9 protein-coding genes are annotated in these 11,649 nt (G+C 69.6%); 6 read left to right on the forward strand and 3 right to left on the reverse strand.

The window, feature by feature from the left end; genetic code table 11:
- Positions 1 to 27: 27 nt before the first annotated feature.
- Complete coding sequence (locus J2126_RS23125) at positions 28 to 1,923, reverse strand: peptidylprolyl isomerase (RefSeq protein WP_209489127.1); 1,896 nt, start codon at positions 1,921 to 1,923, stop codon at positions 28 to 30.
- 174 nt (positions 1,924 to 2,097) lie between these two features.
- Here J2126_RS23125 and tpiA point away from each other — a divergent pair, with 174 nt between their 5' ends.
- The 5 genes from tpiA to J2126_RS25875 all read left to right on the forward strand — a co-directional run bounded on the left by tpiA (position 2,098) and on the right by J2126_RS25875 (position 9,314).
- The gene (gene tpiA, locus J2126_RS23130) at positions 2,098 to 2,847 is read left to right on the forward strand and encodes a triose-phosphate isomerase (RefSeq protein ID WP_209489128.1); all 750 of its coding nucleotides are present in this window, start codon (positions 2,098 to 2,100) and stop codon (positions 2,845 to 2,847) included.
- Positions 2,848 to 3,224: 377 nt separating this feature from the next.
- Positions 3,225 to 3,521 carry a succinate dehydrogenase assembly factor 2 gene (locus J2126_RS23135; RefSeq protein WP_209489129.1) on the forward strand — a complete coding sequence of 99 codons (297 nt, stop codon included), beginning with the start codon at positions 3,225 to 3,227 and terminating at the stop codon, positions 3,519 to 3,521.
- Between the two features lie 50 nt (positions 3,522 to 3,571).
- Positions 3,572 to 7,078 carry a transcription-repair coupling factor gene (gene mfd / locus J2126_RS23140; RefSeq protein ID WP_209489130.1) on the forward strand — a complete coding sequence of 1,169 codons (3,507 nt, stop codon included), beginning with the start codon at positions 3,572 to 3,574 and terminating at the stop codon, positions 7,076 to 7,078.
- A gap of 86 nt (positions 7,079 to 7,164) precedes the next feature.
- Positions 7,165 to 8,097: an AAA family ATPase gene (locus tag J2126_RS23145; protein ID WP_209489131.1), complete on the forward strand. Its 933-nt coding sequence runs from the start codon at positions 7,165 to 7,167 to the stop codon at positions 8,095 to 8,097.
- An 11-nt stretch (positions 8,098 to 8,108) separates the two neighbouring features.
- Complete coding sequence (locus tag J2126_RS25875; RefSeq protein ID WP_209489132.1) at positions 8,109 to 9,314, forward strand: vWA domain-containing protein; 1,206 nt, start codon at positions 8,109 to 8,111, stop codon at positions 9,312 to 9,314.
- On the opposite strand, the gene J2126_RS23155 is transcribed toward J2126_RS25875, so the two are convergent.
- Both J2126_RS23155 and J2126_RS23160 read right to left on the reverse strand, forming a co-directional pair.
- The gene (locus J2126_RS23155; protein WP_209489133.1) at positions 9,277 to 10,143 is read right to left on the reverse strand and encodes a PCC domain-containing protein; all 867 of its coding nucleotides are present in this window, start codon (positions 10,141 to 10,143) and stop codon (positions 9,277 to 9,279) included. The two genes, J2126_RS25875 and J2126_RS23155, sit on opposite strands and share 38 nt — an antisense overlap.
- Positions 10,136 to 11,230: a lysine-2,3-aminomutase-like protein gene (locus J2126_RS23160; RefSeq protein ID WP_209489134.1), complete on the reverse strand. Its 1,095-nt coding sequence runs from the start codon at positions 11,228 to 11,230 to the stop codon at positions 10,136 to 10,138. The genes J2126_RS23155 and J2126_RS23160 overlap by 8 nt, the downstream gene beginning before the upstream one ends.
- Before the next feature lie 61 nt (positions 11,231 to 11,291).
- On the opposite strand from J2126_RS23160, the gene J2126_RS23165 reads away from it, so the two are divergent.
- Positions 11,292 to 11,615 carry an XdhC family protein gene (locus tag J2126_RS23165; RefSeq protein ID WP_209489135.1) on the forward strand — a complete coding sequence of 108 codons (324 nt, stop codon included), beginning with the start codon at positions 11,292 to 11,294 and terminating at the stop codon, positions 11,613 to 11,615.
- Positions 11,616 to 11,649: the final 34 nt, after the last annotated feature.

The raw sequence follows: 11,649 nt of genomic DNA on the forward strand, positions 1-11,649 counted from the left end.
GTCGGTGGGTGCGTTCACGGGCCGGCCTCAGTTCGCCGGGCTGCCGCCGACCGCCTGGGCGAACAGGCGCTCGTTGATCTTCACGCCCAGCTCCTTCTGGATGGCGCCGAGGTACTGCACCAGCACGTCGTTCTCCAGCTGGCGCGACAGCTCCTGCGTGACGCGGCTGGTGTCCGGCGGCATCTGCTGGGGAATCTCGACCTTGGTCACCTGGAACACGATTCGGTCCGGCTCGGGCGATCCGAGGGCGATGCCGAAGCCGCCGTCCTTCACGTCGAACACGGAGGTCACGCTCTCGGCGCTGAACGGGCCTTCGGCGCGCCCGCGGCGCAGCCCCTCGGCGATCTGGAGCGGGATGTCGGCCTCGGCCGAGACCTGGGCGAGCGGCGTGCCGGCCTTGGCCCTGTCGAGCAGTTCCTTCGCCTTGGCCTCCACCGCCTTCTCGGTCTCCGCCTCGGTGTAGCGGGCGGTCACGGCCTCCTTGGCCTCCTCGAAGGTGCGGTCGCGGGCGGGGGTGATGGCGGCGGTCTCGTACCACACGAAGCCGCCGCCCTGCGGCAGCTGCACCGTGTCGGTCTCGACGCCCGGCTGGGCTGCGAAGGCGCCGGAGATCACGTCCGCGCCGCCGGGCACGTCCACGGCGGCGCCGGCCGTATCGCGGCCGGAGCGGTCCACGTCGTAGCTCGCGAGCTTGAGGCCGAGCTTCTGCGCGGTCTCCGCGAGCGTGGCGCCGGAGGCGCGCTCGTCCTCCACCTTGTCGTGCATGTCGAGGATGATGCGCTTGGCGCGGTCCAGCTGCAGCTCGGCGACGACCTGCGGCTTCACCAGCTCGAACGGCTGGAAGGCGCCAGGCACGATCTTGGTGACATGCACCAGCGCCGTGCCGAAGCGGCCCTCCACCGGGGCGCTCACCGCGCCGTCGGCGAGGGAAAAGGCGGCATCGGCGATCTTCGGATCAAGGATGGCCGACTTGGCGACGAGGCCGAGGTCGGTGTCCTTGGGTGTCAGGCCGCGGGCCGCAGCAATGTCGGCGAAGGTCGCGCCGCCCTTGATCTTCTCCTCGGCGGCCGTGGCATCGGCGGCGTTGGTGAAGACGATCTGCTGCACCTCGCGCATCTCCGGCTTGCCGAAGCGGGCGAGGGTGCGGTCGTACTCGGCCTTGGCCTCCTCGTCGGTCACGGTGATTCCGGCCGAGAGGGTGGCGGGAGTGAGCGCGAGCACGCTGATCTTGCGGTATTCGGGCGCGCGGAAGGTCAGCTTGTGCGCATCGAAATAGGTGCGCAGCGCCTCCTCGGTCGGCGCAGGCAGGGTGCCGGCGGCGGCGGGCGTCACGCGGATGTAGGAGGCGGTGCGGGTCTCGCCCTCGAACCGGTTGACCGCCTCCAGCAGCACCTGCGGCACGGAAACGCCGGCACCGAGCGACTGCAACAGCTGGTCCCGCACCTGCCGCTGCTTCTCGCTGGCGACGTAGCGCTGCTCCGTCAGGCCGTTGGAGCGCAGCAACTGCTGGAAATAGGCGGGATCGAACGCCTTGGCGCCGGGCGCGCGGAAGTTCGGATTCTCGGCGATCTCGCGGGCGATCTGCGCGTCGGACACGGCGAGGGAGAGGCGGGCCGCCTCGGCGTCCAGCGTCGCGTCGGCGATCATCTGGTTCAGCACCTGCCGGTCAAGCCCGAAGGCGCGGGCCTGCTCGGGCGTGATCGCGCGACCAGCCTGACGGCTGATGCGCTGGAGCTGGTCGAGATACTCCTGGCGGAACACCTGGGCCGAAATCTCCGTGCCGCCAACGCTCGCGACAGATGACGCGCCCATGCCGCGGAACACGTCGGCGATGCCCCACACCACGAAGCTGAGGGTGAGCACGACGAGGAAAATCTTGGCGACCCAGCCGGAGGCGCCCTTGCGGAGTGTCTGAAGGACCATCGCTCATTCGTTCAAAGAGCGCCGGAGGCCCCGGCGCGGAAGCGGCGCATCATAGGGAGGGGGAGGGGGCCTCGCAACGGCGCATGGTCGCACCCCTTTCCAGCGGGCGCACCGCTCTGGTAGGTGAGGCCCTACGTGAGCCATGCTGCTGTTTCAAACCCTGGAGGAACCGACATGACGGCCGAGCGCCGCCCGCTGATCGCAGGCAACTGGAAGATGAACGGCCTGCGTGCAGCCAAGTCCGAGTTGCGGGCTGTGGCGGCCGGCCTTGCCGGTATTTCCGCGGAAACCATGATCTGTCCGCCCTTTACGCTCATCGGCGCGTTCGCCTCCGATGTCGCGGGCACGCAGCTGATGATCGGCGGGCAGGACTGCCATCCGGCCGAGAGCGGCGCCCATACTGGCGACATCTCCGCCGAGATGCTGCGCGATGCCGGCGCGGTGGCGGTGATTCTCGGCCATTCCGAGCGCCGCATCGACCATCAGGAAGGCGATGCCATCATCAAGGCCAAGGTGAAGGCGGCGTGGCGGGCGGGCCTGCTGCCCGTCGTCTGCGTCGGCGAGACGCTGGTGGAGCGCGACGCCGGCGAGGCCTGCGCCGTGGTGACGCGGCAGGTGCGCCAGTCCGTGCCGGAGGGCGCGACGGCGGCGAACCTCGTGATCGCCTACGAGCCCATCTGGGCCATCGGCACCGGCCGGACCCCCACCACCGACGACGTGGCCGAGGTGCACGGCGCCATCCGCCATATCCTCACCGAACGCTTCGGCGCGGAGGCCAACGGCATCCGCATCCTCTACGGCGGCTCGGTTAAGCCGGACAACGCCGCCGCCCTCCTCGCCGTCTCTGACGTGGACGGCGCGCTGGTGGGCGGCGCCAGCCTGAAGGCCGCAGATTTCCTCGCCATCGCGCGGGCGGCGGGCTGAGGACAGGCGGATCCCGGTATTTTCCCCTCTCCCCTCGAACTCGGCTTTTGCCGAGTTCGAGTCTTTAGGGTCGAAGTCGGCAACAGCCGACTTCGAGGGGAGAGGATCTCGGCTTTGCCGCGAGACGGGTGAGGGGGCTGGCGCCGCTTTCCCGGGCTTTGGGTCAAAGGGGACGATACCCCTCACCCCGCCCTCTCCCGCAAGGGGAGAGGGGGCGCGGTGGCGCCCGGCTACTAGCGGCGGTCTTCGCCGCCCAAAACCCACCGCGACCAGCCGCCATCCCGGTCCCCACTGGCCAAAGCGGGGGCGATGACCCTATATGCGCCAAACGGACGGGCCTTTTGGCCCGGCCGTTCGCATGCTTTGGAGGTCTCCTCATGTCCGGCATCATCAGGTCCAGCGACGGCCTCGACGAGCGGCGCCGCCGCATCCTGTTCCGGGCGCGCCATCGCGGGATGCGCGAGATGGACCTCATCCTCGGTGGCTTCGCCGATGCCGAGATCACCGCGCTGTCGGACGCGGAGCTTGCAGATTTCGAGGAATTGCTGGAGCCCGAGGACCAGAAGGTCTTCTCCTGGGTGAGCGGCACCGAACCGATCCCGCCGGAGTTCGACACCGAGCTGTTCCGCAAGATCCGCGCATTCCATTTCTCGGGCCGCGGGCTGCCGGGCTGATCTTGCCGGGCTGATCTTGCGCCCCCCGCCGTCCTTCCGGAGTTCCTGTCTTGAAGCGTCCCCAGCCCATCGCCGACGTGCTGGCCGAAGGCCGGCCGCTGACCCTCTCGCGCGTCGCCGACGGCATGGAGGGCATGGTGGTCGCGGACCTCGCGCGCTCCCTCGCCGCGCAGAAGAATGCGCCGTGGCCGAGCCTGACGGTGGTGTGCCGCGACGGGCAGCGCATGGCCGCGCTGGAACGGGGCCTCGCCTTCTTCGCCCCCGAGCTGGAGGTGATCTCCTTTCCCTCGTGGGACTGCCTGCCCTACGACCGCGCCTCGCCCAACGCCTCGATCGTGGCGCGGCGCATGGCGGCGCTGGCGAAGCTTGCCCGCATCAAGGGCGGCGCGGCGAGCGTGCTCATCACCACCGTCAACGCCACGGTGCAGCGCGTGCCGGCCAAGGGGCTGGTGGCAGCGCAGTCGCTGGTGGCGGCGCCGGGCAATGCCATCGCGCTCGATGGCGTCACCCAATGGGCCGAGCAGAACGGCTTCCTGCGCACCCCGACGGTACGCGACACCGGTGAATACGCCGTGCGCGGCGGCCTCATCGACCTCTTCCCGCCCGGCCTCGACGCGCCCATCCGCCTCGACTTCTTCGGCGACACGCTGGAGAGCATCCGCGCCTTCGACCCCGAGACCCAGCGCACCACCTCGCAGTTGCGCGCGCTGGAACTGGTGCCCATGGCCGAGTTCCAGCTGACCACCGACACCATGCGCCGCTTCCGCATGGCCTACATCGCCCAGTTCGGTGCCGCCCAGAAGGGCGACACGCTCTATGAGGCCGTGAGCGAGGGCCGCCGCCACGCCGGCATGGAGCATTGGCTGCCGCTGTTCCACGAGCGCATGGACACCCTCTTCGACTATCTCGAAGGCGGCACGCTGCTGCTCGATCCGCTCGCCGAGGAAGCCGGCGGCGAGCGCATCGCCCAGATCGCCGATTATTACGACGCCCGCCGGCAGGCGCAGGAGCTGAACGGCGGCGCCACCTACAATCCGCTGCCGCCGGACCGGCTCTATCTGCAGGGCCCGGAATGGTCGAAATGCCTCGCCGGCATGCGCCTCGCCCGCCTCTCGCCCTTCGCGGTGCCGGACGGCGGGGCAGGGAAGGTGATCGACCTCGGCGGCATGCAGGGCCGCTCCTTCGCCGCCGAGCGGGCGGACCCCGATGCCAATGTCTTCGATGCCGCCATCGCCCATGTGCGGGACTTGCAGAAATCGAAGAAGGTCATCCTCGCCGGGTGGTCGGAAGGCTCGCGCGAGCGCCTCGGCACGGTGCTGGCGGACCACGGCCTGAAGGGCTGCGCCGCCATCTCCCGCTTCGACAGCCTCGCCGCCCTGCCGAAGAACCAGGCGGCGCTCGCCGTGTTCGGGCTGGAGGCGGGTTTCGAGACGCCGGACTTCGCCGTCATCGGCGAGCAGGACATCCTCGGCGACCGCCTCGTGCGGCCCAAGCGCAAGGCGCGCCGCCCGCAGGACGTGCTCACCGAGTTGACCGCGCTCACCGCCGGCGACCTCGTGGTGCATGTGGACCACGGCATCGGCCGCTTCATCGGCCTCAAGACCGTGGAAGCCATGGGCTCGCCCCACGATTGCCTGGAACTGCACTATGCGGGCGGCGACAAGCTGTTCCTGCCGGTGGAGAATCTGGAACTCCTGAGCCGCTATGGCTCGGAGGAGACCGAGGCCCAGCTGGACAAGCTGGGCGGCGGCGCCTGGCAGCAGCGCAAGGCGCGGATGAAGAAGCGCATCCGCGAGATGGCGTCCGAACTCATCAAGATCGCCGCCCAGCGCCAGCTCGGCGAGGCTCCGAAGCTGGTGCCCGCCATGGGCCTCTACGACGAATTCCGCGCCCGCTTCCCCTATGAGGAGACGGACGATCAGGAAGCCGCCATCGACTCGGTGCTGGACGACCTCGCCTCCGGCCACCCCATGGACCGCCTGATCTGCGGCGACGTGGGCTTCGGCAAGACGGAAGTGGCCCTGCGCGCCGCCTTCGCGGTGGCGCTCTCCGGCAAGCAGGTGGCGGTGGTGGTGCCCACCACGCTCCTCGCCCGCCAGCATTTCAAGACTTTCTCCGACCGCTTCAAGGGCCTGCCCGTTCAGGTGGGGCAGGCCTCCCGCATGGTGACGGGCAAGGACCTCACGGCGGTGAAGAAGGGCATTGCCGACGGCACTTTGGACATCGTGGTCGGCACCCACGCGCTGCTGGGCAAGGCCATCGCCTTCAAGGATCTCGGCCTCGTCATCGTGGACGAGGAGCAGCATTTCGGCGTCGCCCACAAGGAGCGGCTGAAGCAGCTGCGCGCCGAGGTGCATGTGCTGACCCTCACCGCCACCCCCATCCCGCGCACCCTGCAACTGGCCATGACCGGCGTGCGCGAACTCTCCATCATTGCCACCCCGCCGGTGGACCGCCTCGCGGTGCGCACCTTCATCACGCCGTTCGACGCGCTGGTGGTGCGCGAGGCGCTGCTGCGCGAGCGCTATCGCGGTGGCCAGAGCTTCTATGTGGTGCCGCGCATCGAGGATCTCGCCGAGGTGCGCGAGTTTTTGGCCGCGTCCGTGCCCGAGGTGAAGGTGGCGGTGGCCCATGGCCAGCTTGCCGCCGGCGCCCTCGAAGACATCATGACCGCCTTCTACGATGGGCAGTACGACGTGCTGCTCTCCACCACCATCGTGGAATCGGGCCTCGACGTGCCCAACGCCAACACCCTCATCGTCCACCGGGCCGACATGTTCGGCCTCGCCCAGCTCTACCAGCTGCGCGGGCGGGTGGGCCGGGCCAAGGCGCGCGCCTACGCCATCTTCACCGTTCCGGCCACCAAGCCCGTGACGGTGCAGGCGGAGCGGCGGCTGAAAGTGCTGCAATCGCTGGAGACTCTGGGCGCCGGCTTCCAGCTGGCGAGCCACGACCTCGACATCCGCGGCGCCGGCAATCTGCTGGGCGACGAGCAGTCCGGCCACATCAAGGAAGTGGGCTACGAACTGTACCAGGAGATGCTCCAGGAGGCGATCGCCCACATCAAGGCCGGCATCACGGATTACGTCGACGACAAGTGGTCGCCCAACATCACCATCGGCATGCCGGTGCTGATCCCCGAGGACTATGTGGGCGACCTGCATGTCCGCCTCGCCCTCTACCGCCGCCTCGCCGACATCCAGGACGACGCCGAGATCGACGCCTTCGGCGCCGAGCTGGTGGACCGCTTCGGCCCCACGCCGGAGGAGGTGGGCCAGCTGCTCAAGCTCACCCAGATCAAGGCGCTCGCCCGCAAGGCCAATGTGGAGAAGGTGGATGCCGGCCCCAAGGGCGTGGTGCTCACCTTCCGCAACAACGAGTTCTCCGACCCCTCGGGCCTCGTGAAGCTGATCGCCAACGAGGGCGCGCAGGCCAAGGTGCGGCCCGACTTCAAGGTCGTCTTCCTGCGCGACTGGCCGAACGCCGAGCACCGGCTGAAGGGCACTCTGACCGTGCTGAAGAAGCTGGCTGACCTCGCGAAGAAGAAGGGGCTTTAGAGCCATGGCTCTCTGCTCCCGCTAGGGAAAAGGAGACCGAGCCACCCCCGCTTGGCCCATCCCTTCCCCCATGCTCTACTCGCGCCATGACCGCGGACGCGACACGGGGCGCCTTGCCCGGCTCCATCGATGACACCGGCCGGCTGCTGGCCGGGCAGGGCTATGTGGCCGATCGGGCGCTGTCCACCGTCGTCTTCCTGGCGCTGCGCATGGGCCGCCCGCTGCTGCTGGAAGGCGAGGCCGGTGTCGGCAAGACGGAGGTGGCGAAGACGCTGGCGGCGGCGCTGGGCCGCCGGCTCATCCGCCTGCAATGCTATGAGGGGCTGGACCTTTCGGCCGCCGTCTACGAGTGGAACCACGCCGCCCAGATGATCGCCATCCGCCTCGCGGAAGCCGCCGGCGAGAGCGAAAAGGGCGCCATCGCGGCAGATATCTTTTCTGACCGCTATCTGCTGCGCCGCCCCCTTCTGGAAGCGCTGGAGCCCCACGCCGAAGGCCCGCCCGTTCTGCTTGTGGACGAGCTGGACCGCACGGACGAGGCGTTCGAGGCCTTCCTGCTGGAAGTGCTCTCCGACCATCAGGTGACGATCCCGGAGCTGGGCACCATCAAGGCGGCGGCCCCGCCCATCGTGATCCTCACTTCCAACCGCACGCGCGAAATCCACGACGCCCTCAAGCGGCGCTGCCTCTATCACTGGGTGGATTATCCCGACGCCGCCCGCGAGATGGAGATATTGCGCGCCCGCCTGCCGGATGCGCCTGCGCGCCTGTCCGCCGAGGTGGTGGCCTTCGTGCAGGCGCTCAGGAAGGAAGACCTGTTCAAGGTGCCCGGCGTCGCCGAGACGCTGGATTGGGCCTCCGCGCTGGTGGAGCTGAACGCGGTATCGCTTGATCCCGGCCTCGTCGGCGACACGCTGGGCGTGCTGCTGAAGTATCAGGACGACATCGCCCGCACCGATGCGCCCCGCATCGAGCGCCTCATCGAGGAGGCGCGGCAGGCCTCGCGCGCGGCGGAGTGATCGGCACGTATGTGACCACCGCGACCGCCGCTGAGGACGGGCGGCTTGCCGAGAACATCGCCTGGTTCGGCCGCGCCCTGCGCGCCGCAGGCCTCAAGGTGGGGCCGGGGCGCATCCTCGACGCGGTGGCGGCGGTGGAGATGGCCGGCGTCGGCGCGCGCGAGGATTTCTACTGGACCCTCCATGCCCTCTTCGTCTCGCGCCACGAGGACAGTGTGGTGTTCGACCAGGCCTTCCGCCTGTTCTGGCGCCGCCGGGCGCATCAGGAACGGCTGATTGCCATGCTCTCGCCGGTGGCCGTGCCGCAGCGCGAGCAGAAGCGCGAAAGCGTGCTCCGGCGGGTGGAGGAGGCCCTGTTCGCCGGGGTGGGCACCGAGCGGCAGGTGGAAAAGCCCCGCGTGGAGGTGGAGGCGCGCCTCTCCGCCTCCGTCGAGGACGTGCTGCGCACCAAGGATTTCGCGCAGATGTCCGCGGCCGAACTCGCCGAGGCGCGCCGCCGCATCGCGCATTTGCGGATGCCGGACGACCGCGCCCGCACCCGCCGGCTCGTCCCCGACCCGAAGGGCCGCCGGCTCGATCTGCGCGCCTCGCTACGCGCGGCGGTGGCGACCGGCGGCGATCTCGTGCTGCTGAAGCGGCGCGGCGAGCGGGAGAAGCCGCCACCGGTGGTCGCGCTGGTGGATATCTCCGGTTCCATGGCCGACTATTCCCGGCCCATCCTGTCCTTCCTTCACGCGCTGGCGGCGCGGCGGAAGGTGTCCGTCTTTCTGTTCGGCACGCGCCTGACCAATGTCACGCGGCAACTTGCGCGGCGCGATCCCGATGCGGCGCTGGCGGCGGTGTCCGCGTCGGCGCGGGACTGGGCGGGCGGCACCCGCATCGCCGCCTCGCTGCGCGCCTTCAATGTGGAGTGGTCGCGGCGAGTGACGGCGCAGAACCCGGTCGTCCTGCTCTTCACCGATGGGCTGGAGCGGGAGGTGGACGACACGCTGCCGGGCGAGATGGCGCGCCTGAAGCGCTCCTGCCGCCGGCTCGTCTGGCTCAATCCGCTGCTGCGCTACGAGGGGTTCGAGCCGAAGGCGCAGGGCGTCGCCGCCATGCTGCCGCAGGTGGACGAGATGCGCCCCGTCCACGATCTGAAAAGCCTCGAAAGCTTGGTGGCGGCTTTGTCCGGCCCCATCAGCCGGTGGTCTCTTCCACCGCCAGTTCGAAAGTGATGAGAACCGGGTTTTCCCCCCGCACCAGCCGTCCCTCGGCCAGAACGCCGGAGAGGCCGACGAGGGAGAGGGAGATATCCGCCGCCAGCGTGCCCGACGCATCGGGGGCGATCACGCCGGAGGTCACGAACACCTCGGTGGCGTAGTCTTCCACCGGCGGCGCATCATGGAAGCGCGCGCCGATGATGCTGCCGACCCCTCCGCGCAGCCGCCCGCCCTTGAAGCCGTGGCGGCGGCAGATCTCCTCCACCGCGCCGAACAGCTCCGTGTTCGGCCGCACCCGCGCGAAGGCGATGCGCGGGCCATCGGCCGGGGCATTCACCGCATGGGGGGTGAAGAGGGGGAAATTGGTCTCGGGGTCGAAATCGGCGGTGGTCTCCACCTCGGCGGCGCCATAGGCGCGGGCACGGATGGGCTCGGCCACCACGGCTTCGTGGGGCATCACATGGCCGCCGTGGCGGCTGCCGTCCGGCTCGATCCAGAAGGCGTGGCAATGGATGAACGGCGCGCCCTCCTTCCGGCCGAAGGTCACATTGCCGCGCTCCAGCTTCGTCACGCCCTCCGGCGAGAAGGCGCGGCTGTACCAGGCGGCGTGGGTGGCATCCGGCGAGGCAGCGGGCATCACATAGGTGAACGGTCCGAACGCGCCGCCGGAAATCTCCACCTGCGCCGCGCCCATGCCGGCTTCCAGAAGCGGGCCGCAGATGGCGGCATTGATGGTGAGGCCGGCCTGGAGCGTGAAATCGAGTACCTTCAGCATGCCAACTGCGCTCTCGATGCGCTCGGCCGCGACCGGCCCGGGCTGGGTGATGCGGCGAAGCTCAGCCATTCGTTCCCTCATCGGCATAGGCGTGCAGGCCGCCGCAATTGTCGCTCACCTGATAGCCGCCCCCGGTCGCGGCCAGATGGCCCGGCGTGAGCGGCACTTTCCCGGCCCCGCCGGGGATATCGAGCACGTAGGTGGGCTGGGCGATGCCGGAGAGGCGCCCGCGCAGCGCGCGCACGATCGCCTGCCCCTCGGCGATGGGCAGGCGGAAATGGCCGGTGCCGGGGGCAAGGTCGGGATGGTGCAGGTAATAGGGCTTCACGCGGCATTCCACGAGCGCACGGAAGAGTTCGGCCAGCGTCTGCGCGCTGTCGTTCACCCCGCGCAGCAGCACGGTTTGCGACAGCAGCGGGATGCCCGCATCGGCGAGCCGGGCCAGCGCGACGCGGGCGTCGGGGGTGAGTTCGCGCGCATGATTCACATGCACCGCCACATAGGGCGTGATGCCCGGCGTCTTGAGCGCGGCGACGAAGGCCGGCGTCACCCGTTCCGGCGCGGCGATGGGCACGCGGGTATGGTGGCGCACGATCTTCACATGGGGAATGGCGGCCAGCCGCCCCACCACCTCGCCCATGCGCCGGGGCGAGAGCATGAAGGGATCGCCGCCCGTGAGGATGACTTCCCAGATCTCCGGATGGGCGGCGAAATAGGCGAACGCCTGCTCCAGCGCATCGTCCGAGAGCAGGGAGGCCGCACCCGGCCCCACCATCTCGCGGCGGAAGCAGAAGCGGCAATAGACGGCGCAGACGCCCACGATCTTCAAGAGCGCCCGGTCGGAATAGCGATGCACCACGCCCGGCACGGGGCTGTGGGCGTCATCGCCGATGGGATCAGCGAGTTCCTCCGGACGCACCTTCAGCTCGGCCGGATCGGGTACGAACTGGCGGGCGATGGGGTCGGTTTCGTGCGTCGGGTCGATGGCGGCCGCCAGCGTGGGCGTGACCGCCACGGCATAACGGGCGGCCACCTCTTCCAACACCGGGCGCGCGTCAGGCGCGGCAAGGCCAGCGCCGATGAGGTCATCGGCGGTGCGCAGCGTCCCTTGATCGCGGGCGGCCAAGGACACAAGTTTGGTGAGAGGGTTCGGCATCGGCTTCGCGACAGCTATATGGGAAGCCAGCCGCCCTGCCAAATGAACACGGGAGCCGCCCATGGACGTGACCGACAGCGATGTTCTCGCCGCCGCCGAGCGCTGGCGCCGCGAGGGGCGGGGGGTCGCCATCGCCACCGTGCTGGAAACATGGGGCTCGGCCCCGCGCCCGGTGGGCAGCCGCCTCGTCATCGATGCGGAGGGCAATTTCCTCGGCTCTGTCTCCGGCGGCTGCGTGGAAGGCGCCGTGGTGAGCGAGGCGGCGGAGGTGATCGCGGCCGGAACACCGCGCACGCTGGAATTCGGCGTCGCCGACGAGACCGCCTGGAAGGTCGGACTCTCCTGCGGCGGCAAGATCGCCGTCTATGTGGAGCCGGTGGACTGAATGACGCGCGTCGTGACGCGGGGCGCGCGGCGTT

It is taken from the genome of Xanthobacter flavus, from assembly GCF_017875275.1.
In the GTDB taxonomy this organism is placed as follows: Bacteria; Pseudomonadota; Alphaproteobacteria; order Rhizobiales; family Xanthobacteraceae; genus Xanthobacter; species Xanthobacter flavus_A.